15 protein-coding genes and 3 pseudogenes are annotated in these 24,600 nt (G+C 68.6%); 4 read left to right on the top strand and 14 right to left on the bottom strand.

What is annotated here, in order from left to right; all coding sequences use genetic code 11:
- Positions 1-94: 94 nt before the first annotated feature.
- From ABZZ17_RS16460 to ABZZ17_RS16450, 3 genes are all read right to left on the bottom strand, one after another.
- Positions 95-376, bottom strand: a complete 282-nt coding sequence (locus tag ABZZ17_RS16460; RefSeq protein ID WP_356876450.1) for a metal-sensitive transcriptional regulator — start codon at positions 374-376, stop codon at positions 95-97.
- 9 nt (positions 377-385) lie between these two features.
- The gene (locus tag ABZZ17_RS16455; protein WP_356876448.1) at positions 386-2,647 is read right to left on the bottom strand and encodes a heavy metal translocating P-type ATPase; all 2,262 of its coding nucleotides are present in this window, start codon (positions 2,645-2,647) and stop codon (positions 386-388) included.
- Positions 2,648-2,742: 95 nt separating this feature from the next.
- Positions 2,743-3,033, bottom strand: a complete 291-nt coding sequence (locus ABZZ17_RS16450) for a cation transporter (RefSeq protein ID WP_356876446.1) — start codon at positions 3,031-3,033, stop codon at positions 2,743-2,745.
- A 187-nt stretch (positions 3,034-3,220) separates the two neighbouring features.
- Between ABZZ17_RS16450 and ABZZ17_RS16445 the strand changes: the two genes are divergently transcribed.
- From ABZZ17_RS16445 to ABZZ17_RS16430, 4 genes are all read left to right on the top strand, one after another.
- Positions 3,221-4,216 carry a hypothetical protein gene (locus ABZZ17_RS16445; RefSeq protein ID WP_356876444.1) on the top strand — a complete coding sequence of 332 codons (996 nt, stop codon included), beginning with the start codon at positions 3,221-3,223 and terminating at the stop codon, positions 4,214-4,216.
- A gap of 46 nt (positions 4,217-4,262) precedes the next feature.
- A complete protein-coding gene (locus ABZZ17_RS16440) occupies positions 4,263-4,544 on the top strand; it encodes a metal-sensitive transcriptional regulator (protein ID WP_356876442.1) in 282 nt (93 codons plus the stop codon).
- A 22-nt stretch (positions 4,545-4,566) separates the two neighbouring features.
- On the top strand, positions 4,567-5,430 hold the full coding sequence (locus ABZZ17_RS16435; RefSeq protein ID WP_356876440.1) for a GNAT family N-acetyltransferase: 864 nt from the start codon (positions 4,567-4,569) through the stop codon (positions 5,428-5,430).
- A gap of 138 nt (positions 5,431-5,568) precedes the next feature.
- Positions 5,569-6,102, top strand: coding sequence for a hypothetical protein (locus ABZZ17_RS16430; protein ID WP_356876438.1), 534 nt, complete (start codon positions 5,569-5,571; stop codon positions 6,100-6,102).
- A 7-nt stretch (positions 6,103-6,109) separates the two neighbouring features.
- On the opposite strand, the gene ABZZ17_RS16425 is transcribed toward ABZZ17_RS16430, so the two are convergent.
- From ABZZ17_RS16425 to ABZZ17_RS16375, 11 genes and pseudogenes are all read right to left on the bottom strand, one after another.
- A complete protein-coding gene (locus ABZZ17_RS16425; protein WP_356876436.1) occupies positions 6,110-7,129 on the bottom strand; it encodes an erythromycin esterase family protein in 1,020 nt (339 codons plus the stop codon).
- Positions 7,130-7,861: 732 nt separating this feature from the next.
- Positions 7,862-8,353 carry an LLM class flavin-dependent oxidoreductase gene (locus tag ABZZ17_RS16420; protein ID WP_356876434.1) on the bottom strand — a complete coding sequence of 164 codons (492 nt, stop codon included), beginning with the start codon at positions 8,351-8,353 and terminating at the stop codon, positions 7,862-7,864.
- Positions 8,354-8,429: 76 nt separating this feature from the next.
- Positions 8,430-8,657: pseudogene (locus ABZZ17_RS16415) on the bottom strand (CorA family divalent cation transporter); the annotation flags it as partial.
- Between the two features lie 253 nt (positions 8,658-8,910).
- A complete protein-coding gene (locus tag ABZZ17_RS16410) occupies positions 8,911-12,399 on the bottom strand; it encodes an NACHT domain-containing protein (protein WP_356876432.1) in 3,489 nt (1,162 codons plus the stop codon).
- Positions 12,400-12,850: 451 nt separating this feature from the next.
- Positions 12,851-13,033: pseudogene (locus tag ABZZ17_RS16405) on the bottom strand (CorA family divalent cation transporter); the annotation flags it as partial.
- A 989-nt stretch (positions 13,034-14,022) separates the two neighbouring features.
- The gene (locus ABZZ17_RS16400) at positions 14,023-17,175 is read right to left on the bottom strand and encodes an HsdR family type I site-specific deoxyribonuclease (protein WP_356876430.1); all 3,153 of its coding nucleotides are present in this window, start codon (positions 17,173-17,175) and stop codon (positions 14,023-14,025) included.
- Entirely contained in the window at positions 17,172-18,404 is a 1,233-nt protein-coding gene (locus ABZZ17_RS16395) for a hypothetical protein (RefSeq protein WP_356876428.1), read from the bottom strand. Before ABZZ17_RS16395 ends, ABZZ17_RS16400 begins: the two co-directional genes overlap by 4 nt.
- Positions 18,397-19,980: a class I SAM-dependent DNA methyltransferase gene (locus tag ABZZ17_RS16390; RefSeq protein ID WP_356876426.1), complete on the bottom strand. Its 1,584-nt coding sequence runs from the start codon at positions 19,978-19,980 to the stop codon at positions 18,397-18,399. The genes ABZZ17_RS16395 and ABZZ17_RS16390 overlap by 8 nt, the downstream gene beginning before the upstream one ends.
- Before the next feature lie 42 nt (positions 19,981-20,022).
- A complete protein-coding gene (locus ABZZ17_RS16385) occupies positions 20,023-22,068 on the bottom strand; it encodes a hypothetical protein (RefSeq protein ID WP_356876424.1) in 2,046 nt (681 codons plus the stop codon).
- Between the two features lie 1,514 nt (positions 22,069-23,582).
- Complete coding sequence (locus tag ABZZ17_RS16380) at positions 23,583-23,708, bottom strand: hypothetical protein (protein WP_356876422.1); 126 nt, start codon at positions 23,706-23,708, stop codon at positions 23,583-23,585.
- 649 nt (positions 23,709-24,357) lie between these two features.
- A pseudogene (locus ABZZ17_RS16375) lies at positions 24,358-24,546 on the bottom strand (CorA family divalent cation transporter); the annotation flags it as partial.
- Positions 24,547-24,600: the final 54 nt, after the last annotated feature.

Raw genomic sequence — 24,600 nt, 5'->3', positions numbered from 1 at the left:
CGCCTGGTACGCCGGCCCGGCGCCGGTCCGGGAACGCCGGCCGCCCCTCCACGAACTGCGCGGTGTGGAGGGGTGGTTGACGGGACGGGTGGGGTTACGTACGGATGAGCCGGGCGATGGCCTCGGTGGCCTCGCCGACCTTCACCCGCGCACCGTCCCCGCCCTGTGCGACGGCCTCGGTGACGCAGGAGCCGAGGTGGTCGTCGAGCAGGGTCACGGCGCAGGACCGGAGCGCCGCGTTGACCGCGGACACCTGGGTGAGCACGTCGATGCAGTAGGCGTCCTCGGTGACCATCCGCTGCACCCCGCGGACCTGTCCCTCGATCCGCCGCAGGCGTCTGATGACGTCTTCCTTGTGTTCTGCGTAACCGGCCACGGGAGCTCCTCAGTTGGTGGCGGCCCGGAAGCCGCGCAGACGCAGGCTGTTGCCGACGACGAACACCGAGGAGAAGGCCATGGCCGCTCCCGCGATCATCGGGTTGAGCAGTCCCGCCGCGGCGAGCGGCAGGGCGGCCACGTTGTACGCGAACGCCCAGAACAGGTTCGAGCGGATGGTGCCGAGCGTCTTGCGGGCGAGCCGGATGGCGTCGGCCGCCGCCCGCAGGTCGCCCCGTACGAGCGTCAGGTCGCCGGCCTCGATGGCCGCGTCGGTGCCCGTGCCCATGGCCAGGCCCAGGTCGGCCTGGGCGAGCGCGGCCGCGTCGTTGACCCCGTCGCCGACCATCGCGACGCTGCGTCCCTCGGACTGGAGCCGCTTGACGACGTCGACCTTGTCCTGCGGCATCACCTCGGCGATGACCTCGTCGATGCCGACCTCGGCCGCGACGGACTCCGCGACGGCCTTGTTGTCGCCGGTCAGCAGGATCGGCGTGAGGCCCAGGGCGCGCAGCCGGCGGATCGCCTCGGCGCTGGTGTCCTTGACCGCGTCCGCGACCTCCAGGACGGCCCGCGCCTCCCCGTCCCAGGCGACGGCGATGGCGGTGCGCCCGGCGGCCTCGGCCTCGGCCTTCGCCCGCTCCAGGTGCGTGGGCAGGGCCATCGCCCACTCGGCGAGCAGCTTCTCGCGGCCGACGAGGAGCGCGTGTCCGTCGACGACGCCCTGCACGCCGAGCCCGGGCACGTTGGCGAAGTCCTCGGGGGCCGGCAGGGCGCCGACCCTCGCGGCCGCGCCGGCCGCCACGGCCTGGGCGATCGGGTGCTCCGAGGCGTGCTCCAGCGCACCGGCCAGGCGCAGTACGTCGTTCTCGTCCACGCCCTGCGCGGTGTGCACCCGGAGCAGGGTCATCCGGCCGGTGGTGACGGTGCCGGTCTTGTCCAGGACGATGGTGTCGACCTTGCGCGTGGTCTCCAGTACCTCGGGGCCCTTGATCAGGATGCCGAGCTGCGCGCCGCGGCCGGTGCCGACCATGAGGGCGGTCGGGGTGGCCAGTCCGAGGGCGCAGGGGCAGGCGATGATCAGTACGGCGACGGCGGCGGTGAAGGCCGCGGCCAGGCCGGAGCCGGTGCCGAGCCAGAACCCGAGCGTGGCCAGGGCGAGGCCGATGACGACCGGGACGAACACCGCGGAGATCTTGTCGGCGAGGCGCTGCGCGGCGGCCTTGCCGTTCTGGGCGTCCTCCACCAGCTTGGCCATCCGGGCCAGTTGGGTGTCGGCGCCGACCCGGGTGGCCTCGACGACCAGGCGGCCGCCGGCGTTGAGGGTGGCTCCGGTGACGGCGTCCCCGAGGGAGACCTCGACCGGGACGGACTCGCCGGTGAGCATGGAGGCGTCCACGGCGGAGGAGCCCTCGACGACGGTGCCGTCGGTGGCGATCTTCTCGCCGGGCCGGACCAGGAAGCGGTCCCCGACCTGCAAGTCGGCCGTCGGGACGGTGACTTCGCTGCCGCCGCGCAGCACCGTGACCTCCTTGGCGCCCAGTTCCAGCAGTGCCTTGAGGGCGGCGCCGGCCTTGCGCTTGGAGCGGGCCTCGAAGTAGCGGCCGGCCAGGATGAAGGCGGTGACCCCGGCCGCCGCCTCCAGGTAGATGTTCCCGGCGCCGTCGGTGCGGGCGATGGTGAACTCGAAGGCGTGGGTCATGCCGGGGGTGCCCGCGGTGCCGAAGAACAGGGCCCACAGCGACCACAGGAAGGCGGCGGTCGTGCCCACGGAGATCAGCGTGTCCATCGTGGCCGCGCCGTGCTTGGCGTTGGTCCAGGCGGCGCGGTGGAACGGCCAGGCGGCGTACGTGACGACCGGCGCGGCCAGCGTCAGCGACAGCCACTGCCAGTAGTCGATCTGGAGCGCCGGAACCATGGCCATCGCGATGACGGGCACGGCGAGGGAGACGGCGGTGACCAGGCGCTGCCGCAGCGGGAGCAGCTCGTCCGCCTCTTCGGCATCGGCCCCGCCGGCGCCGGACGCGCCCTCGGTACGGGGCGGAGCCGGCTCCTGCGCGGTGTAGCCGGTGGCCTCGACGGTGGCGATCAGGTCCGCGACGGAGATGTCGGCGTCGAAGGTGACCTTCGCCTTCTCGGTGGCGTAGTTGACGGTGGCCTCGACGCCGTCCATGCGGTTGAGCTTCTTCTCGATGCGGGCCGCGCACGAGGCGCAGGTCATGCCGCCGATGGCGAGCTCGACCTGGGCGGCGCCGGGAGTGATGGTGGTCATGAGGGCTGCTCCTCGTTCGAGCGCGGGGTGGGGGCCGGGGCCCGGTGGACGGACCGGGTCCCGGCGGCCGGGTGGGTCGGGGGCCGGGCGGAGCGTCAGGCCCGGCCGGTCAGCTCGTAGCCGGCGTCGTCGATCGCGGCGCCGATCGCGGCGTCGTCGGGGGCGCCGGCCGTCTTCACGGTGACCAGGCCGCCGTCCACGTCCACGTCCACGGAGAGGACCCCGTCGAGCGCGCCGACCGACGCGGTGATGGCGGTCCTGCAGTGTCCGCAGCTCATGCCGGACACGCGGTAGACGGTGGCGGTGGTGTCGACGAGGGCCGTCGCGGTCGCGGCCGCTCCGGCGTTCGTGCCGCAGCTGCCGTCGGGGGTGCAGCAGGAAGACATGGAACTCTCCTTGATCGGTTCAGAGGGTGTCCGGATACCCGGTGGGGGTATCCAGGACCGCTCTTAGGTATACCCCCCGGCGGTATCGTCCCGCAAGGGATCCCACGGCTTGACTTGATACCCCCCGGGGGTATGGTGAAGTCACGGAACCGCTGGACGCGGCACTACGTCGTACGGGAGAGCAGCCATGAACACCGGAGTGAAGACCGCCACCTTTGCCGCCGCGCTCGCGGCGGCCTTCGGGGCCGCGTACGGGGTCGGAGCGGGCGTCGGCCCCGTGGGCTCACCCGCCAAGGCGGGACACGGAGGCCACGCGGCCGCCCAGGCGCCGGCCGGCGCCGACGCCGGACACGGCGGGCACGAGGAGGCCGCCCAGGCCCCGGCCGCCGGCGGGCTCCAGGTGTCCGAGGGCGGCTACGCGCTGAGCCTCGACACACCGCGCGTCGAAGGGGGCGTCGGCGAGCTCAGGTTCTCGATCAAGGACGCCTCGGGCCGCAAGGTCACCGCCTTCAAGACCGAACACGGCAAGGAACTGCACTTCATCGTCGCCTCGCGCGACCTCACCGTGTACCGCCACCTCCACCCGGTACGGGCCGCCGACGGCACCTGGTCGACGCCGGTCGACCTGCCGGCGGCGGGCGGCTACAAGGCCTTCGCCGACTTCGCCCCGGCGGCGGAGGGCGCGAAGGGCGTCACCCTCGGCGCGGACCTCTCGGTCCCCGGGGCGTACGCACCCAACCCGCTGCCCCCGGCCGCGAACACCGCGGACGTGGACGGGTACCGGGTCGCGCTGGGCGGAACCCTCGACCCGGGCAAGGCGGGCGAACTCAAGCTCACGGTCAGCAAGGACGGCAAGCCCGTCACGGACCTCGAACCGTACCTCGGGGCGTACGGCCACCTCGTCGCCCTCCGCGACGGAGACCTGGCCTACCTCCACGTCCACCCCAACGAGGGCGGCCCCGGCCCCGACGTCTCCTTCACGGCGACCGCCCCGAGCGCCGGCTCCTACCGGCTCTTCCTCGACTTCCAGCACGAGGGCAAGGTCCGCACGGCAGCCTTCACGGTGAACGCGGGAGGCGGGGCGGCCCCGGCCGCGGACTCTCCCGCGAGCCCGGCCGCCGGCAGCCCCGCGGGCACCCCCGCCGGCACCCCTTCGTCCGAATCCGGCGCCCACTCCCACTGACCGCGGTCCGCCGGGCGGCCGGCTCCGACGGAGGAAAGGGATCGCCGTGCACGGATACACCGCACACAAGGACGACGTCCTCAAGCGCCTGCGCCGCCTCGAAGACCACGTGCGCGCCCTGCAACGCATGGTCGAGGAGGAGACCTACTGCATCGACGTCCTCACCCGGCTCAGCGCCGCCACCGAAGCCCTGCGGTCCTTCGGGCTGGCCGTACTGGAGGACCACCTCAACTCCTGCGTGGCGGCCGCCGTCGCCGAAGGCGGCGACGGGGCCCGCGACAAGGTCGACGAAGCGTCCCGCGCCATCGCCCGCATGGTCCGCTCGTGAACCCGTTGTCTAGGGTGAGGGGATGAACGGGATGGCGATCGTCACCGACCGGGACGACTGGCGGGGCGGCTTCGAAGAGCGGGTACTGGACGGCTACCGGGCCGCGGGCTGCTCGGAGCCACTGGCGCGGGCCCTGCTGGAACGGGCGACGGAGGGAATCGACGGCTGGACGGTCGCCACGGACGGCACCGGCTGGGTCGCCGTCGGCGTGCGGGAGGCCAACGGCGTGACCGTGGGCCGCATCCACGACCTGACGGCCACTCAGGGACGCGAGTGGGCCGAGCGCTGGTGCGCGGAGAACGGCGCGCAGCGGGTGGAGGTACGGCTGGCGGGAGGCGCGGCGGGACCCTTCGCCGACTACACCGTCCAGCAGCAGATCCGCAAGCGCGCGGTACCCGAACAACCGCTCCTCCCACCTGAGCTGACGGTCCGTCACCTGATGGAGGCGGAGTACCCGACCTGGTACGCCGGCGAGGAGGCCGCGTACATCGCGGACATCGTCCGGGCCGGATCCCTGACCCGGGAGCAGGCCAAGGCGAAGTCCGACGAGGACTTCGCCCGCCACCTCCCGCAGGGCTACCTGACCCCGGGGCACGCCTTCTACGCGATGGAGGCGGACGGCCAGGTGATCGGCACCGGCTGGGTCAACCACGGCTTCCTCCCCGGCGTCACCTTCGGCTTCTCGCTGGAGGTCTACGAGGAACACCGCGGCAAGGGCTACGGCCGCGCCGCGATGACGGTCGGCGCATGGGCCACCCGGCAGGGCGGCGACGAGACGATGATGTTCAACGTCTTCGGCGGCAACGACGTCGCGATGCGCCTGTACGACAGCACCGGCTTCACCATCCTGGACGAATACCGCTCACTCGACCTCCCCCGAACCTGACGTCCCACCCCCCGGCGGGCGCGCCCCCCGAGGTCCGTCGTCGCCACTCGCCTCTGGCTGCAAAGGAGACCGGCCCTCCGCGTCCGGACGCGCCTGGGGGAAGATGATCACCAGGACGAGCAGGAGGCAAGGGTCCCGATGAATCCGTACGCGCACGTGCCCACCGACGATCCGCTCTTCGGCACGGTCCGGATCGAACTCGACCACGAGGCCGGGACGCTGGGCGTGAGCGGGGACGGCCTGCCGCCGGTCGACATCCGGCGGGCCCCGAACACAGTGCCGGAGAGCCATGTGCCGATCGGGACGCGCGACCCCGAGCACCTCACTCTGCTCGTCGACGGTGCAGAGGAGACCCTGCGGCCGTCCAAGGGATTCCTGACCCGGCGCTCGTACCGGGTCGAGGTCGTCTCAGCGGCCCGGGAGTGCCACTATCTGCTGGTCCCGGACTCCCTCGGAACCAGTCGGCTGTTGCGGGACGATCGGCTGCTCGGCGTCTTCACATCGAGCGGCGACGGGCGCGTGTCGGCCGACTGGGAGGCGGAGGGCGAGCCCGAACGTGCCAGGGACCCGTACGACGCGTCCGTGGGGTACGGGCTCGCCGCGGCATTCGGCACCGGTGCCGAACCGATGTGGCAGCTCACTCTGAACGCCGCGCTCGACCTGTGGCCGTGAGGGAACCTCAGTCCTCCGCCGGGGACAGCAGGTGGGAGCAGGTCGAGCGTGCCACGAACGCGATGCCGTCATAGTCCTCGGCCGGGACGAGCGGGGCGGTGTTCAAGCGGTAGAGGAACCGTTGGACGTTGGCGCCGAAGCTGCGCTGCGCCTGCGGGGCGTGCAGCCAGGGCGCGGCGTCGGCGGGGGAGCCCGCGGCGCGGAAGTCCGCGTAGTGGTCGCCGGGTACGGCGTGCGTGAGTCTGGCCTCCAGGGAGCGGAGGCCGGTGCCGATGCGGTGGCGGGCCGGCGGGCGCTGACGGTCGTTGCCGCGACGGGCCAGGAAGGAGCCCTTGCCGAAGAGGAGGGCCAGCGCGTAGTAGGCGTCGCCGTACCGTTCGCGGAGTTTGCTGCCGAGGGCCGGCACCTGGTCCCCGTACGTGCCCTTCGCGATGTGCCCGTTGTGCGCCCAGACCATGACGCGGGCCTCGGGGTCGTCGTCCACGAGCCGTGCGACGGCGTCGGCCATGTAGCGGTCACGCGCGGCGAGCACGCCGTCCTCGCCGGCCGGGGCCTCGAAGGGCCGGGTCACCAGGTCGGCGGCGCGGACGAGGATCCGCGCGTGCTCCAGAGCCTCGCCGGCGTCGTCGCCGGGACCCGGCCGCTCGGCGTGGTCCGCGATGAGACGGGCGATCTCCTCTGCGCGTCGCATCAGGGCCTTGTCCGGGTCCGGAAGCGTGCCCGGGCGGGCCCGGGCCAGTACGTCCAAGGCGCCGACGCGCCCGGCCTGTTCGGGCGCGGCCCGGAGCAGAAAGGCGGCGACGGCCTCGACCGAGTCGGCGCACAGCTGGGGGTCGGTTCCCACGAAGCGGACCCGGTGCTCTTCGGGCAGATCGCGGTTGTGGGCACGCAGCCACTCGACGAGGTCGACCATCTCGCGGGTGCGCCAGGTCCAGAAGCCCAGCCTGGCGACGAGCCGTTCGGGGGAGCCCGTGCCGTACCGGACGTACGCGTCGAGTGCGCGGGCCGCGGACTGGCTGGCCTCCATGGCGAGGGTGGTGAACCCCTCCTCGCGGACCAGAACCCCACGATGCGGTGCTTCAGCCGGAAGAACTCGCCCGTGCCGTGGGTGGATTCCCCCAGCCCGACGATCCGTGTCCCCCGCAGTGCCTCGCCCAGGGGTTTCAGGTCCTCCACCGGCGCGCCGGGGGTCAGGGTACGCAACGGGTTGGCGTGCTCGTTCAGCCATCGGGCGATGTCGTCGGGCACGGTCTTGCCTCTCCTTACCGCGTACGGGAGGGCGGGGCACGCGGTCGTGCCCCGGCCTCCCTCTCCCGTTCATGGGCCAGTTCGTTGCTTCCCGGCAGGCCGAGAGGATCTCCTGGAGGTCCCGCACGGCGTCCGGTCGGCCATGCCCGGAGTACACTCCCGCGACGTTGACGACAACTTCGTCCACCCCCGCCCGATCGAATTCGGCCAGCTGCGCGGCGATGTTCCCGGGCATGCCGTAGAGGAAGACTCCGGAGCCGACGAGGGCGCGGGCGCCGAGACCCGGGCGGTTGTGATGGGACGCGCAGTCCGGCACGGCGCAGCATGTCGCGGTAGTGCGGCCCGGCGAGGTGGACGTGGGCCGCCGCGAAGGCGAGCCGGTAGGCGTGGCGTCCCGGGCGGTCGACGGCGGCGTGCACAACGGTGACCATGCGGGGCACCGGGCGGCCCGACTCGGCCGCGCCCTTCGCCATGGCGGGCAGCAGGGTGTCGCAGACGTAGCCGGGCGGGGTCATCCAGCTGATCGCCGCGTCCGCCGTCGGCGCGAGCGTCGGCCGGAGCACACCGAGCCCGGTCTCCACTCCCGGGTGCGGCAGGCCCGGCAGACCGATGGAGCGCCGATGCCGGGTCCCGCGGCTCCGTCCTCGGTCCAGATCAGGAGTCGCACCTCGGTCAGGGATTCGACACAGGTATCGCGTGGGCTGCCGTACGGCTTTCCGCGCAGTCTGGCGACGACGTCGGTGGTCGCGGGACCGAGTCCGAGGGTCGTGCGGTGTCCGGTGAGGACGGGCAGGGAACGGGCCTGGATCGCCGCGTCCAGCGGATGCCGCAGCGGCATGAGGGCGACACTGGTCCCGACCGGGACGCGGTAGCCCATGCCGGCCAGGTAGGCGATGACCTGCGGGGTGTCGGCGGAGAGGGACTGGCCCTGCCAGAGGCGGGCCGCGCCTCCGTCGCGGACGAGCGCGGCGAAGGGGGCGACGTGACGGGGGTCCGTCGGCATGGCGAGATACAGGACGGATGCGAGAACCCTCGCAACCGCGTGCCGTCGAAGGCAATCGGCGGTGCTGATATGCCGTCTACAGCCAGTAGCGCTTCTTGAAGATGACGCACAGGCTCACGCAGACCACCGCCATCAGCAGGATCGCGAAGGGATAGCCGGCCGCCGGGTGGAGTTCCGGCATGGTCTCGAAGTTCACGCCGTAGATGGTTCCCACCAACGTGGGTACAAACAAGATGGCGGCCCACGAAAAGGTCTTCTGGGAGTCGTCACCCTCATGCCGCTGACCTGTGGAAATCGCCCGAACAGGCGGTCCGACCCGCGACGATCGGCCTTTCCGGACCGTTCACAGTGCTGCCCGTTTGTACGGCCGATCCCCCCTGGCCGCTCCCCAACGGACATCGATTCTCTCCAGGCTCTCCCCAGCTCTGGCCGGGTGGGAAAGGACTGTCGCCGCTGGTCATGTTCGCAAGCACCGAATCGGGCCTATCCCATACGGGGGAGTCGAGTTGCTGCCTCCGTAGGCACCGAACACCGCAGCGCGATCCGCAGGACTGCGCTTAGGACTCCGCCTCAGCGGTTTGTGCGCCCACGAGCGCCGGTGGCGTTGGTGGCTGTACCCAGGCGAGAAGGCGAGCGACCAGCAGCGCCTCGTCCGGGGCGGGTGGGGACAGCAACGCTGCACGCAACGCCTGTCTGGCTTGCGGGGCCGCGTCGGCAGCGAGCAGCTCCTGGACAGCTCGCCAACGGGTTTCGACACTGGCTTCGGGGGCCGTAGCCACCTGGCACCACAATGGGACCGCCACACCGGACAGTCCCCGCACGGCCAGGAATCCGGCAAGAAGCATGTTCTGATCAGCCGTGAGGCGAACAATGCTCCTCACCTGGTCCAGGATGGCGGCTGCCGCTTCGCGGCCCTCCACGGTGAGCCAAGCCGCGAAAACAGTTTCCAACTCACCCCCGACGAGGCCGGGATCCGCCAGCAGTTCTTGTCCCAGAGCCCTTACGGCCGCCGCTTCACCGTATTCGGCGAGCAACGGCAGCAGTGCCGCCCGCAGGGCGGTGCCACCGTATGGGCGGTCGTGCAGAGCGGCCAACACTTCGGCGCAGGCGTCGGCGCGAGTCAACCGAAAGAGCGTGCGGGCGGCCGAGGTGAACTCGTCGTGTCCGCTTCCGGGATGGCGAAGCAGCCGTCGCGCCAGAGGCAACACACCTCTCGTGCCCGCGTCCACCTCGGCCAAATCCCGCATCGCGGAGGCGTAGGAGTCTGCCGTCGCACGGTTCCGGTCCAACCATCTCAGGACCTCATCCGAACTATCTGGCCCCAGAGCTCGGATGAGCACCATCACTTCCAGTGTTAGATGGTGCCGGGTGTTCGAGTCTGGTTCGTCGAGGCTCAGCCGGACCAGTTCCACGGCCTGCCTTGGGAATCCGGCACGCACCAGGTCCATGGCAATGCCCGGGCGCTCGTCTGTGTTCCAGACCTTGTATCCGCGGAGCAGCTCGGTCAGACCGTCGGCGGCTTTCTCCCCCTCCTGGTCGAGCCAACCGCGTACCACGTTGTCGATCGCATCTGAATCCACGGAATTCTCGATGGTGTACGCCATAAGTGGCAACGCTTCGTTCACGAGACCGAAGAGCAGTAGCACTTGCGCCAGGGCGGCTTTCGCCCAATCCCGGGTGCTGGGCCGCTCGGCCACCGCTGCAGCGACGCGCGGTGCGGCTGACTGTCCTTCCAATTCGTACCAGAGCTGCCCGGCCCGTTCCAGGACTCCGCCGTTCTCCTCGGTGCTGGCCAGGACCGAGCGGGCGAACTCGGCCAGGCCTTCCGTACGGCCCAGAGTGGCGAGCTCCTCTGCGGCCACCAGTCGGTCCCAGGTGGGAGTCGTCGACGAGGCGAGCAGGTCGGAGAGCAGTCCTGCCCGGAATCCTGTGTCGGCCGGATCGAGCGCGGCCAGTTCTCGGCAGCATTCCAGTGCGCCCTCGGGCGAGATATCCCGCGCGATCGCCTGCAGCAGGGTGACCCCCTCGGGAAGGGAGGCGACCTCCGCGTACGCGGAAGCAGCTCCGATCCGCAGAGAGGCGGAAAGTCCGTCGGCCTCCGCGATCCGCCGTAGCCTGGCCGCCAGCAGGCGGCTTCCCCGAAGCTGGGATAGCTCCCTTAACACCTGGCGGCCCTTTTCATGGCCGCGGTCGAACGAGGGCCGACCGAGATCCGCCACCCGCTCGATCACCGCCTCCTCCAGGGCGTCCCCGAGCGGCACTCCCGAGGTGATCAAGCGCAGCGCCATGATTCGGTGCTCGAGATCGCCAGCCAGTAGATGTCGTACGACCAGGGTCACGTCGTGCCCTGGGCGCCGAGCCCACAGGGCGAAGGTGAAAAGCACTCGGTTCCGAGAGGACGGGCTCCGGATCTCGTTGGCCCAGTCTTCGAGACCGGGGAAGTCCGCTGGGATCCGTGCGGCCTCGTCCCGTGCGGCCAGGAACTCCGCGAAGGACAGGTGCAGGAACGAGACCTCATCGCGGTCGTAGACGAGGATTCCGCTCTGGGCTAGGAACTGGCCGAGTTCGTCTCGGGCCCCGTCCGGCCACGTTAGGTCCGCCGGGAGTGCTGCGCCGAGCCAGGCCACGGCGGCGTCCAACAGGCGGACGGAGCCCCTTCCTCCGGGGGTGCGTACCCGGGCCAGGTGGGTGATCAAGCGGTCCCGGTGCGCCAGCATCAACTCGGCGAGCCGACCCTGCCCGCGCCGCTCCCAGCGAGTTCGGAATCCCTTGTCCACCTCGTCGGAGCCCTCGCGGGCAGTGGCGATATCGGCGAGGAACTGGTCGTAGAGAGCGACCCGGCCGCGGGGAAGCGGTGCTCCGGGGTTCCGGCTGCGATATGCGGCGGCGATGGTGGTCAGCAACGGGACTTGGAGCACTTCACCCAGGCCAGCGTGACTGACCTCTTTGAGGAATGCTCTGGCCTCGGTGGCCGGGTCGGGGTCCCCCTGAGCGACAAACCAGCGTTTGGCGAAGGCCAACTGCTGGCCGGAGTCGAAACCGGCGAGCGTGTAGAAACCGATGGACTGCAGGTTCCGGAAGGGTTGCAGCTCGTCCTGGGGAAGTGGCCGGGAAGTGATGACCAGCCGGAACAGGCCGTGCGGTCGGATCTCCCGCGCTAGATTCTTTAGGACCAGTTGCCGCTCGTTCGGCGAGACGACTTCGTCAAGACCATCGACGATCACCAGCCACCGCACACCGTGCGGCCGCACGGCGAACCGGTCGGCGGGCACTGCGCTGCGCAGGGTGCCGGTGCGGCCTGCGGCACTGCTGAGCTGTTGGTGGAGGGCACGGCGCGTCCTCAGGTCCGTCGCTGTGACCCGCAGGGCGACGACCGCCTCCTCGCACCATGGATGCTCCGCTCCCTCCTCACGTAGCCAAAACCGGGCGATCTGGCGGACAAGGTGACGGCCAAGGGTGGTCTTCCCTGCACCCGGACCACCCGTGATGAACAGGTGGTCGTGGGCAGTGAGGGCAGCGGCGAGGGTGGGGGCACGCGATGCGTGCCTGGTGTTCTCTGAAAGCGGCTGGAGGTCCTGTTCGACGTGGATGTGAGACAGCGGCGGCTTGCGCACGCCGAGCAGGTCGTACGGGAACTGCTCGGCAGCGGCTGCCTGACTGGACAGCAGGTCCTCTAGCCAGTCATCGGGCAGAGGGATGGCGGACCAGGCGGTGGGAGTGAGGCCGGGTGCGGCGCGCCGGGCGGCCAGTTCCCGGCGCTGCAGTGCGAACCGGGCCCTGCCCCAGATTTCGGCGACTGCCTGCCGAGGCAGGCCCAGAGACTGGGCGAACTGCTCATTGGTCGCCAGCTCGTGCAGCCGCCGCCCGCCGAGGATCTCGTACACGGCGTTCTTGTGCGGTGGTGGAACCTGGCGGGCCGCTCGGCGAGCGTTGAGAAAGGCGTGGGCGTTCTCATGTCCGGCGGCGCGCAGTGCCGCCTGGAACCAGGCAGCCAGTTCCCGGAGTTCGGGCTGCGCTGTGCTGCCGCTGGGTCGTCCGCCGGCCATGGCCTCCCCTTCGTGCGGTGATCGGTTTCCCCTGAGTTTCCCCACGCTAGAGGGAAACGCGGCAGGACGTGAAGAGTTGGTGGCACCGGCAGGGCTGCCGGGGAGCCGAGAGGAAGAAGGGTAGAGGTGCCGTGTTCGGTGCAGTGGGTGAGGCGATGGGATCGGCCGGGGATTACGCATGGCTGCTGACGGTCCTGGTAGTGCTCGCCGGGGTAGTGCGCTGGTGGGTGCGTCACCGGACGGAGGAGCGTCGGGAGCGAGAGCGTGAGCGGGGGTTCACCCAGCGGGTAGAGGCGGCCCTGGCCGGCACGGAGTCCCGTCACCGAGCGGAGGTGGTGGCCGCCTGCGCCCGTCTGACGGGCGTCCGCCAACACTGACCGGGTCGAGGGACGGCACGGAGAGGAGGCTGTTGCCGGCCAGCCTTAGTGACTTTCAGCGGGTCCTCACTGCCTTACAGCCAGTCGCGCTTCTTGAAGATGACGTACAGGCTGACGCAGACCACCGCCATCAGGAGGATCGCGAAGGGATAGCCGGCCGCCCAGTGGAGTTCCGGCATGGTTTCGAAGTTCATGCCGTAGATGGTGCCGACCAGGGTGGGGGCGAAGAGGATGGCGGCCCAGGAGGAGATCTTCTTGAAGTTGTCGCCCTAGTTGCGCTGACCTGGATGAACCGTCCTGATGGGGGATCTGACCTGCGACGATCGACCTTTCCAGCCCTTTCGCCCTGCTGCCCGTTTGTGCGGCCGATCCTCCCCAGCCGCTCCCCAACGAGCCGTCATTCTCCCCAGATCCTCCCCAACCGCAGCCGCTTTGAAGGGAGCATCGCCGCTGGTTAGGGATCGATCAGGGCGGCGGGACCGACTACTTGTTGTGGAGGATGGGCTGCGGAAGGCCATTGTGTCGCCAGGCCGTTCCTCGCCAGTCCGCGGGACGCTCGCGGGCATGGTCTAGTTGGTCGGGCCCGACACCTGAGCGAAGCCCAGACCGGTCCGCTACGCGCATAGGCGGAAGGGCCTGCGGTCCGCGAGTTGGTCGCAGACATGGCCGACCGGGGACCGTCGTACTTCCCGATAGGCCATGCCTGGCGGTCGCCCGGTGACACGCTCTGACGCCCCGCGGGCCGATGTCATCGCCGTCGCACCGGCCCCTTCAATACAGCCAACAAGCGCGGCGCTACCTTCGCCCTCGCCCTGGGCATCATGTGCGAGGGCCCGGGCATGGGCATCCATGTCGCCGTCCGGCCCTACATGAACACCGCCCGCCCACCGTGCGTAACGATGCAGGTTCGATGGGATGGGCTGCGTGCAATGGACCTGGTGTTCGGCAGCCACGAGCCGCACTGCCCGAAGTTCGGTGGCGGCTGCCCGCTTTGCCTGGGAGGAGGCCGTTGACCGCCCACCCCGCGGCTTCCGCACGCCGAAGGGGGGTGTGACGTGGGGCTATCGCACCGCGAGGTCAGCGCCGTACGACGTTGATCGTGCAGTCGGATGCTCTGCCAGGACGGATCGGTGAGATGCTCGTCGGGGGTGCTGGCCTCTGGTGCAAGGCCGTCCGAGTTCTTCTTACCGGTGCCACGGGTCATCAGTGTCGCGATGCGGAGTGAACGACTGGTCGCTCATAGGCGTCATCTTTTCTGTTCGCTTTGCGTCCACTCCCGGGCGAAATACTCCAGCTGCTTAGTGATGAGCTCGACTGCCTCGACGACCCCGTCGGGCGGGTACTCATGTCGGGCAAGTAGTCGTTTGATCGTGCTGCGCAGTTTGGCGCGGACAGGCTCGCGGGAGATCCAGTCCGGCGTCAGCTGTTGACGCACGGTGGTCACCATCGCGCGGGCGATGTCGGCGAGGGCTGCGTCGCCCATTAGGTCGCGGGCCGTACCGTGGCCTGCGATTGCGTCGTAGAACGCGAGCTCGTTGTCGCTCAGCGGTGGGTCGAACCCCTCGCCCCGGTTGGGGTCCGCCGCGATCTCGTGAACCAGCTTGGTCAGCTCGGCGATGATCTGCCTGCTGGTGAGCTGCTGTCGCTCGTATTCGGCTGTCAGGACTTGCAGCTGTGCGGACAGTACGCTGCGCCGGACGATGTTGTGCTTGGTGGCCTCGTGTACAGACTGCTCGGCCAGCCGCCCCAGGGCTTCGATGACCAGGTGCGGAGTTTCGGACGCTTGGAGTCCTGTGCTCGACACCTCGGATCCGGATGTTGTGGGCGGGGACGTCTCTTCGCCGCTGCCCGTGATGGGTGAGGCGACCTGCGCGAGGTGCACCTCCACGTCATGGGAACTGACCGGGCCCGCCACCTTGCGGTCGCCGGCGTCGAGCTTGGCCATCCAGACACGGACCTCTGTGAGGAACTTAATGTCGGAGCGCCAGTTCGGGAATTCCGGGAATCGTTCCGCGATTTTGGTGCTGGCGAATGTCAGAGCGTAGAGACGCTGCAAGCGGTAGGCGTGATCACGATAGCGCCGCCCGAGGTTCCCGGGCGTGTTGACGCTTTCGTTCCCTGGAGTGCGAGGGTCACGCAGATGGTTCAAGGTCTTCAGTACGACGTCACGGTACGAACCGGGGCCTGGTGCGGCGAGCAGTGCGCGCCAGTCAATGCCCGAGAGTATTTCGCGCAGGGCGTCGTACTCCCCACGCAGCTGAGCTAGAGCGTTGTCGATGTCCGCGGTGGCGGTTCCGGTGGCCTGGCCAGCTACAGAGGAACCGGCGAGTGTCTGCTGCAGGCTATCGGCGAGTGGTACGTATCCCACGAGGAGGCCATCCGGCTTTCCGCGGAAGCGCCGGTTGACCCGGGCCACAGCCTGCATCAGCAGGGTGCCCCGGAGGGGGCGGTCTAGGTACATGGTGTGGACAGGCGGTGCGTCGAAGCCGGTGAGTAGCATGCTGTGGATGATGAGCAGCTCGAGTTCGTCGTCCGGATCCTTGGCCCGAACGACGACCGTCGAGCGTTCCGATGGAGTCAGGGCATGCGCGCGCAGTCGGTCCGGGTCCATGCTGGAATCGGAGATGACGACCTTCATCCTGCCGTGGTCGACGGCCTCATGGGCCCATTCGGGTCGTCGTTCTCGGAGGGCTTCGAAGACCCGTACGCACATCTCGCGGGTGGCGCAGACGATCAGGGCCTTGCCAGGAGTGTCGATGAATGATGCCATGTGCGCGCGACGCTGCTCCCAGTGTGCGACCAGGTCAGCGGCGAGTGTGTGGATCCGATCCGGGGCACCGTACGTGGCGTTCAGATCGGCGACCGTCCGCTCGTCGCGGCGGCGTCCCGCAGTGGAGATCCGGCCGGATTCCTCGTCGATCTCTGGCAGGTCCGGCGCCGACTCCCACCCGAGTTCGATGGTTCGGTCCTCGTAGTGGATAGGGACCGTCACCCCTTCGTCGGTGGCACGCTCGAGGTCGTAGACGTCGATGCAGTCGCCGAACACCTCGCGGATTACCCGGTCGGACGCAGAGAGCGGGGTGGAGGTGAAAGCGAGCAGGGTGGCATTTGGCAGAGCCTGGCGGAGATGGCGGGCGTGCCAGGAGTGGCGCCAGCGGCGTGCTTCGTCGACGATAACGACGATGTTTCGCCGTTCGGACAGAATGGGGTGCCCCGAACCTGACGTTTGCTCACTCCTGGTGAGGCCGAACTTCTGCAAAGTGGTGAAGATGGCGCCGCCGGCTTGCCTGCCGGACAGCAGCTGACGCAACTGCTCGCGGGAGTGCGCATGGAACAAGGGCTCCAGCAGGGACGTCCGCTCCTGGAAGGTCTCGAACAGTTGGTGGTCGCGTTCGAGGGTGTCTGTGACGACGACGACGGTCGGCCGGTTCAATGCCGGGTCGTGAGAGATGATGCCAGAAGCCAGCAACATGGTCCGGGACTTGCCAGTCCCGGTAGCGTGCTGGACGACACCGGCCCGTCCGTCGTTGCGGAAGGCTTCGGCCACTCTCTGTGCGGCCATGGTGGCCGCAAAGTACTGGTGCGGTCTGGCAATGTGCTTGCTCGCAGGAGTGAAGTCAATGAACCCGTCGATCAATCGCAGCAGCCGAGTTCGGTCGAACAGGCCACGCAAGGGCAGATATTGCAACTCTCCGGCGAATTCATCGGCTTCGTTTGGCCGTACCCACTGACCCAACTCATCGACGTTCCAAGGCGCATAGTGCTCGTACGGGGTGAAAGGCGTTCCGTATACGGCCTTCGTTACGGAGGAGAGCAGAGTGACGGCGTTGTAGCGGAAGGCAGCGGGGAAGTCCTTGGCGCATCGCTGAATCGTGTTGTGTGCTTCTTGCAGCGCTTCCTCCCCGTCGTGGGTCCGCTTGACCTCGACGACCGCCACAGGCAGGCCGTTGACGTACAAGACGAGATCCAAGCGGTGGCGCTGCCCGTTCGGGCCGATGAGTGCGGCCCCTGTCGAGACGACGTACCTGTTGGCGTCCTCGTCCGTCAGATCAATCAGCCGAATGGTGGGGTTGTGTCGGGCGCCGAACTCGTCCACGTAGACGACGGATCGAATCCCCCGGGTCACATACTCGTGCCCCTGCTTGTTTTCGGTGTACACGTCCTGGGAGACGGGAGTAGCCGCGACGGACACGGCTTCGCTTACCACAGCCGAAGGAAGGCTGGGGTTGAGGCGGGTGACTGCTTCATGGAGTTGGTCGTGAAGGATGAGACCGTCCCAGTCGCGGCGATGGCTGGACCCGGGCGCGAGGCGGCTTCCCGGACTCGCGTTCCAGCCGAGCCGCGTCAACTCGGTAGCGGCGAGCCGCGCCCACTCGGTCTCGGTGGGCAGGCTGGTCACGTAGCGTCCTCCACGGCTGCTTCGGCGTTCTTGACGCGCACACGGCCCGTCATCAGCTGGGGAAGGAGGCTGTCGCGGAGCTCGGCCAGGGTGTCCGATTCCGCTTGCGCTTGGTCGGCCCGATTCTCCAGCGCCTCGAGAGTAGCCCGAAGAGCGGGCCGGCGAGCCAGGGCGGGCAAGACGAGCTCCAGGGCGGCGAGGTGGGTCTCTCGAAGCCCTGTCTGCCGGGTGGCTCCCTCGACCATGGCCTCGATCCGGGGCTGTGCACGCAGCATCGCGAAGCCTGCACACACGGGGTCGGTCAGCTCCGGTGAGAAGCGGACCATCATCAGGCGGGCGTCGATCACCGCATCCGCGTCCGTGGTCCAGCGGGCGACGCGGCCTAGTGTGCCGACACCGTACGAGGTGAGCAACACGTCGTGGCGCTTGAGCATCCTGGAGGCGTCCACCTCCTCCCTGGGTACCCGGCGCGCGGATTCGATGATCACCCGGCCGTTTCGGATGCACTCAGGGTCGAGCACGCTCACCCTGGCCGGGAAGTCTGCGTACCGGGGCATCTTGCCTCGGTACAGCGCACTCGCGACGGATCCGACGGTGACCCGGACCGGGTGGCTCGACTCGACGGCCCGGTCGTAATGCGCCAGTTCCAGCTCTCGGGCGGTGGCCACAATCCGGCCATTGGCGGCGATCTTGTCGTCCAATGCGCCAAGGACCGCGACCACGGCCGCTTGCTCGGACATCGCTGGGTGTGGGACCCGAAGGGTACGGATCGACGTCAGGGGAGCGGCCATGCCTGGTCCTCCCAGAGCCGAGGCCCGGGCCAGGATCGAGCGCTGTCCCGCCTCCGACCGGAACCAGTAGTAGTAGAACTCGGGCAGCGCTCTCGTCCGGTCCAGCCGGGACCTCAATTGGGACGAGTCAATGACGTACCGGCTGAATTCATGCCCGCGAGGGATCACGGACACCTGGCCGACGGCACCGCGGTGTGTGAAGACGATGTCCCCCGGATGGACGTTCGCTGACGGCACCTCGTTCGCCTTCTCCTCGCTGACGAAGACGAATTCGCCGTCAAGGATTCCGTGTGCAAGGTTCACCCCGCGGATGACGGGGACTCCGTCCCGGACGTAGTCTTCCTTCGTGATCCTCGACCCTAAGGGGCCCATTGCAAAGGCTGAATGATCTTCTGGTGAGGTGAGCGACTGGTACTCGACGAATTTCCAGTCAGCCATCGATCCTCCGCAACTGTGCTCGTACCACCTCGGTCAGCTCATCCGCCCTGCCGAAGTGTTCGTAGAGCTCCTTCGTCAGGCGCTCGATTCGTTCGGCGGCCGACTCGATGCCAGCTTCGGCGATGTACCGGTTCGGCGATAGCACATGGCCCGCATCCCGGACAGCTGCCAGATCGGCCGAGAAGCAGAATCCGGGAAGATTCGCATACCGCCTGTCCCCGGCCGAGGCCACGCCACGCCACGCATGATATGTGCCAACGATCTCCGCGAGGTCGCCGTCAGTGAGAGCGCGCTCTCCTCGACTGGCCGTCTCACCCATGCTCGCGGCGTCGATGAACAGAATACGACCACGCCGGTCTACCAGGTTCTTCGCTCCTCGCGGGGACTTGTCCTTGTCCAGGAGCCACAGGTACACGGGGATCCGTGTGCTGTGGAAGAGGTTCGGCGGCAGTGCGACCATGCAGGCCACCAGGTCTGCCTCGATCAACGCCTGGCGGATCTCGTCCTCGCGGCCCTGGCCGCCGCTGACCGAGGCGCCGGCCAGAACTACACCCGCAGTGCCGCTGTCCCCGAGCTTGGCGATGATGTGCTGCAGCCAGGCGAAGTTCGCGTTGGCCTGCGGGGGTACCCCGAATCGCCAGCGTGGGTCGGACGCGTTCCGTGCCCAGTCCTTGAGGTTGAAGGGAGGACTCGACAGGACGAAGTCGGCCTTGAGACCAGAGTGCCGGTCTTCGCCGAAGGAATCCCCCTGCGTCAGATCGCCTTCGATACCGTGAATGGCGAGGTTCATCCTCGCCAGCCGCCAAGTGCGCTCGTTCTGCTCCTGTCCGTAGACCGCCAGGCCGCCGGTGTGTGCCGTCGTCTGGTGCTCAGCAGCGAACTTGCCCGCCCGAACGAGCATCCCCGCTGCGCCACAGGCCGGGTCGTAGATCCGGCCCGCGTACGGCTCCAGCATCTCCACCAGAAGCTTGCCCACGCTCCCTGGCGTGTGGAAGTCTCCGCCCCGCCTTCCCTCCGACCTGGAGAACCGGTCGAGGAAATCCGCGTACACCTCACCCAGGACGTCGCGCGCCGCCCTGACTCCGCGGCCTGTGAACCGTGCGTCGCCGATGAGTGAGACCAGCTCGGCAAGACGGCGCCAGCCGACGTCTTCCTGACCGTAGATTTTCGGCAGTACACCGGCGAGCGGCGGGTTCTCCCGCATGACGGCCTCGACGGCGTCGTCAAGGTATCGGCCGACATCCTCGCTCCCGGTCCGAGCGGCGATGGCGTTCCAGCGGGCGGGCGCCGGCACCCAGAAGGTGCCGTAACCGATGTACTCGTCCTTGTCCTCCAGGAACCGGGCCCGCTGCCCTGTATCAGTGCCCTCGGCGGCGAGCTCCTCCTCGAGCGCGTCACGGCGCTCGTCGAAGGCGTCGGAGAGGTACTTCAGGAACACCAAGCCAAAGAGGAACTCCTTGTACCGGGCCGCGTCCATGGAGCCACGCAGCTTGTCCGCGGCTGTCCAAAGGATGCGCTGGATCTCCCCGGAGCCCGGTACCCCCGATAGCTCGACTCGGACGTCGGCTCGGTTCATCCGCGGCGACATGGTGGGGGTCCATCTCCTTCATACGGTGGATCACTGGTCGGCGTGCAGGGTAAGGGTGCCGTCAGCGGTCCCGGCGGTGGCGAGGCGTCCCAGCTCGTTGAGGGCCCCGATCTGCTGACGCAGTACCGACGACCGCTGCTCGATGTCGTCGAGCAGGGCTTCGAGCCGGTCGGCTTCCGCTGGACCGACATCGGGAATCTCTAACTCCTCGAGGGTACGCGCGGAGTGGACGGAACCCCGGGCGCGCCGGTGGTCGGTGGCGGCCACGGACAGGAGCGCGGCCAGGACGCGGGGCCGCACACGGAGCTCGGCCTCCGGCCGGACCCGCAGCACCCGGGCGGGATGGGCAACGACGGAGAACCCGTCCACGTCGATGTACGCACCGAATTCCGGCTGAGTCGTGACCACCAGATCACCGGGCTCCGTGAATGTGGCGTGTCCGTAGGCCGTCATCAGCAGAGCACGGTCGATGCGGTGGGTGCCGATCGGCTTTGTGCCGAGGACCTCGGCGGGTGTGAGGACGTTGTGGTCACCCGCGCCCAGCAGGCTCTCGGTGGTGATCCGGTGCCCCGGAAACGTACGCAGACGGCGTTCCTTACGCAGTCGCGCGATGGTGGTCGTGGGCGGCAGGGTGCTGCTTTCGGGGCGGAGTGAGGCGTGGACTCGCAGCTCGCCGCGCGTCTTGGATTCGCGTAATGCCCGCTCGCCGAGATCCTTCAGTCGCAATTCCAGATCAGCGATGCTTACAGGCCTGTCCAGGGCCCTCGCGGCGGGTCGCGGTCGGGGCGTGAGCGCTGCGCCGGCGCGGCTGTTCAGCTCTTCGATGGGCACGACCACGCCATGGTGGAGTGCGAGAGGACGGTCATCGTCCCAGCCGCCGGCGCGCCACCCCCTGATGTCCGAGGCGAGCTGCGCGAGAGTCCGCCCAGACATTTCCTGGCCTGAGAGGTCGGCCAGGAGGACCCGGCCCCGCCTGTCCCGCTCAGGCGTGCGGGCCAGCACCCAGAGGGCGGTGCGGTACCCCGGCCGGTAGGGCATGACCCCGCCGGGAAGGGCGACCACGGCTTTGAGGAGGCCGTTTGTCAGAAAGCCCCGACGGAAACGGTCCGCTTCGACATGTGGACGCAGAGGCTCCGTCAAGGCGTCGGCGGGACCGAGTACAACGGCCGTGCAGCTCTCGGCGAGGAGATCTGTCAAAGCCTCGACACGTTCCAGTACCTCCTCGGGTCGTCGTCTTTCGCCGGCCAGGTAAGGGAGGACCGAGACGACGACGTCCGGGCCGTCGTGTCCGTCGGCGACACTCTCGCCCTCCTGCACGTCCAAGGCCAGTCCAGTCACGCCCCGGACCAGCATCCGACGCCGTATGAGACGTGCCAGCGAACGGTCCATGTCGGATGCGAGGAACCTCGGCGTGGCTCCTCGCCCGGCGGCGGAGTGCAGGGCGACGAGGAGGTCGCCGCTGCGGGCACCCGGGTTGGCGACGATCGGGTCGGTCATGCCGTCGATTCCCGTGAGCTGGGCGATGCACTCGGGCATCCCGCGGTTGAGGGTGTCCGCCGCCAGATCGTGGAGCCCCAGCCTGCGGCGCACACCGAGCAGCCACTCGAAGGCAGCGGCCGCGGGTGTGTGACGGTGAGCCACCACGTCGTCTCGGCGTCGGCGCATGTTGGCGGCGGCCGCCGCCAACTCGTCGGTGAGCCGGGCCAGGGAGAGGCCCCATGGGCCAGTGTTCGCCAACTCGCTGACGAGGCAGGTGTCGTTCGCGTCCATCAGCTTGGCTCTCTCCAGGACCGCTTCCCAAGTGGCTCCCGCAGGGAGCAGCGGTTCGCCGCTTCGGTGGCGCACGCACAAGAGCGCAGTGAGCACGTCCAGCAGCTCCTTGCCGGGAATGTGCGCGGTCCAGGCGGAGAGGGTGTGCAGTGCAAGCTCCGTGCCCAGGTCGTTCTCGTCCGCGTTGCCGTGGCCCGTCGTCAGGAGCCAGTCGACGATCTCACGGCCGTCGAAGAAGGTGCGACCGCCGTCCCGTGCGATGGGTTCAGGAAAGCCGTCGTGGCGACGCCGCCAGTTGGCGGGCACGGCTCGCTCCACTTGGGCGAGGGCCGCGATCTCTGTCGCCGAGATTCGCCAGGTTGTCCCTCTGGGCGGCTCGGGAGCATGAGTTTCGTGTCCACTGGACATTGCGACTCCCTCCCCAACTGGCCATTTGGCTACGGCGAACTGACGCTGTTCGCACTCTATCGGCGGTCCTTCTAGGAAGGGTTCACGGGAGCCTGATAGCAGGTGCTATCAGGCTGTCGGGTTCTGGGCGCGGACTTCGCCTGCCAATCTCGTTTCCCGTCACCCCGATCGTCACGATTGGAGTCCTGCAGCTGGTGACTCACGCGACCGCCCCCTGGAGACACGCATGGCTCCCAGCACGTCCATTCGCGCCCGCTACCTCCTCGTCTGCTTCGTTGTGCCCCGGAACGGCATGCGCTCTGCCCGCGACCACGAGCAGCTTGCTTCGCTGGGGACGCAGTTCCACGAGCCCCACCACGAAAAGCTCGCGGTGCCAAGGCTGTTCATCGGCGCGAGCATCGAGACAGGCAAGGCGGCGCCTGGTGCGACGAGATCGCTCGCACCATCGGATGCGATGTGTCCGACTACGTCCGGAGGGCGGTCGAGCAGCTCATGCTCGCCGGCGGCGAGGACGTGTACGCAATCGGGTGCGACCAGGGGATGCCAGCTAATCCCGGACCGCCTCAAGGCCAAGCGGCTCGGGCCCCGTTACGCCGACTGTCAAGGCGATCTGTGCAGGTCCGGGCCTGGTCTCGCGCACCTTGCGCGAGACCAGGCCCGTGATCGTCCTCGTGTCGGGTGGCTGTGGCTCGCCCTTTTCGCGCTTCGGCGCGAGAGCGCCAGTGGCTGCTTCATGACGTCAAAACGGCGCCTGGGAAGGAGAGTTAGTCGACCACTTCGCTGGTCATGGTGTCTCTGTGTCAGCAGGTTGACGTCATGCATAGATCTGGCCATTCCAACGCGACTGGAGGTAGAGACGACTACGGCCCCCCGCGCCAACGAGGGGCCGCGTATCGCGTAGTCCGAAAGCTTTCAAGCACGCCATGTAGAAGTGGAGAAAGCCATCAGTTCCGTACCAGAGCCTATGTCCTTTGAGAAGGCTGCGTCGAGTGGGCCCGCGTCTCAGCCCGATCAACATGAAGGAGGCGCCGACGGGAACGCGCCCGAACCCGTTCTCCGCGGGTGGAGGCGGATCGTCCGCATTGCTGGCGATGAACTCGTCCGAGGACTCGCCGCAGCCACGGGTGGTGCCGTGGTCACCGCCTTCATCTGGTGGGCCCAACGCTGATGTGACCTGGGCAAACATTTGAGTCCGTATGGCGGTCGATGTTCTGCTCGGCTTGGCGCATACCTGGCTGAGCGGAGCAGCGATCGGCCCTTCACGGTGTGAGAGCGGCCGCATGGAAAGCGTTGCGAACAGCCGTGAGGGGCACTCGGTCGCGGTTGAGGCGGTGCTTGTTGGTGAGGAGGGTGACCCAGCGCCCCTGGGCGGGACTGAACCATATTCCCGTGCTGGTTAAGCCGTAGTGAACTCAGATGTCCTCGGCGAGGTTGGGGTGCCAGAAGAGGCCGCGGGCGGGGGCGGGGTCGCCAGTGCAGACGTGGAGGCAGTCCTCGATCCAAGTGGGGCCGAAGGCAGCTTGAGCGGGGGCGAGCATGTGGCGGAGGAAGAGCGTGAGGTTGTCGAGGGCGGGGAAGGAGCCGGCGGTGTTGTAGACGCCGCCAAGGAGGCTGGGGACGAAGTCGTGGCTGGGCCCTTGAGATGGGTGCTGCTGGGAGGGTGCCTGGCCGAAGGTGCCGGAAGATCAGCGGGAGGTGTCGACGCTATTGACCGCGCAGCGGGTGCGGGACGTCACCAATCCGCGGTACCGGGCCGCGGTGGCTGTGACTCATGGGTGCAGGCTGCGCAAAGGGAGGTCTTCTGCCCGTCGCCCGAGGACGTCGACTTCGCGTCCGGTCTCCTCCGGTTTCGCCGCCAGGACCAGCTCCTCAACGGCCGCCAAAGGTCCCCCGTCCACTTTCGCCGGTGGGGTCTACGAACTCCTGCGCGACGCCCACGAGCTTGGTCGCCGCCGGTCGCCATCCGCGCCGCAGACGTGGGTGCGTTCAAGGGGCTCTGGAAACACATGATCTCGCTGTCCGCCAGCAGGTTCGCCCTGGCCGGGCCCCGCTTCCCTCGGCCCTTCAATGCCATCCCGCCTGCGGAGAAGGCCTGGGGGCAGGGCGGCCATTGAGTTTCGCAGGGTCGCGCGGGCCGCTGTTCAGCGTTCGCAAGAGCTAAGTTGATCAATGGTGCTGCTGTGCGGTCTATAGCCAGTCGCGCTCCTTGAAGATGACGTACAGGCTGACGCAGACTACTGCCATCAGCAGGATTGCGAAGGGGTAGCCGCCTGCCCACTTCAGCTCGGGTAGGTCCTCGAAGTTCATGCCGTAGATCGTGCCTACCAGGGTGAGGGCGAAGAGGATGGCTGCCCAGGAGGAGATCTTTTTGAAGTCGTTACCCTCACACCGCTGACCTGCGGAAATCGGCAGTGCAGGCGGTCCGACCTG

The organism is Streptomyces sp. NPDC006512 (genome assembly GCF_040611935.1).
Classification (GTDB): Bacteria; Actinomycetota; Actinomycetes; order Streptomycetales; family Streptomycetaceae; genus Streptomyces.
This window is presented reverse-complemented; position numbering and strand designations above follow the sequence as displayed.

Coding starts and splice junctions, on each gene's coding strand:
- ABZZ17_RS16455 (WP_356876448.1), bottom strand. CDS start 2,647: ATGACCACCATCACTCCCGGCGCCGCCCAGGTCGAGCTCGCCATCGGC.
- ABZZ17_RS16450 (WP_356876446.1), bottom strand. CDS start 3,033: ATGTCTTCCTGCTGCACCCCCGACGGCAGCTGCGGCACGAACGCCGGA.
- ABZZ17_RS16445 (WP_356876444.1), top strand. CDS start 3,221: ATGAACACCGGAGTGAAGACCGCCACCTTTGCCGCCGCGCTCGCGGCG.
- ABZZ17_RS16435 (WP_356876440.1), top strand. CDS start 4,567: ATGAACGGGATGGCGATCGTCACCGACCGGGACGACTGGCGGGGCGGC.
- ABZZ17_RS16430 (WP_356876438.1), top strand. CDS start 5,569: ATGAATCCGTACGCGCACGTGCCCACCGACGATCCGCTCTTCGGCACG.
- ABZZ17_RS16425 (WP_356876436.1), bottom strand. CDS start 7,129: ATGGAGGCCAGCCAGTCCGCGGCCCGCGCACTCGACGCGTACGTCCGG.
- ABZZ17_RS16420 (WP_356876434.1), bottom strand. CDS start 8,353: ATGCCGACGGACCCCCGTCACGTCGCCCCCTTCGCCGCGCTCGTCCGC.
- ABZZ17_RS16410 (WP_356876432.1), bottom strand. CDS start 12,399: ATGGCCGGCGGACGACCCAGCGGCAGCACAGCGCAGCCCGAACTCCGG.
- ABZZ17_RS16395 (WP_356876428.1), bottom strand. CDS start 18,404: ATGGCTGACTGGAAATTCGTCGAGTACCAGTCGCTCACCTCACCAGAA.
- ABZZ17_RS16390 (WP_356876426.1), bottom strand. CDS start 19,980: ATGAACCGAGCCGACGTCCGAGTCGAGCTATCGGGGGTACCGGGCTCC.
- ABZZ17_RS16380 (WP_356876422.1), bottom strand. CDS start 23,708: ATGCTCGCCCCCGCTCAAGCTGCCTTCGGCCCCACTTGGATCGAGGAC.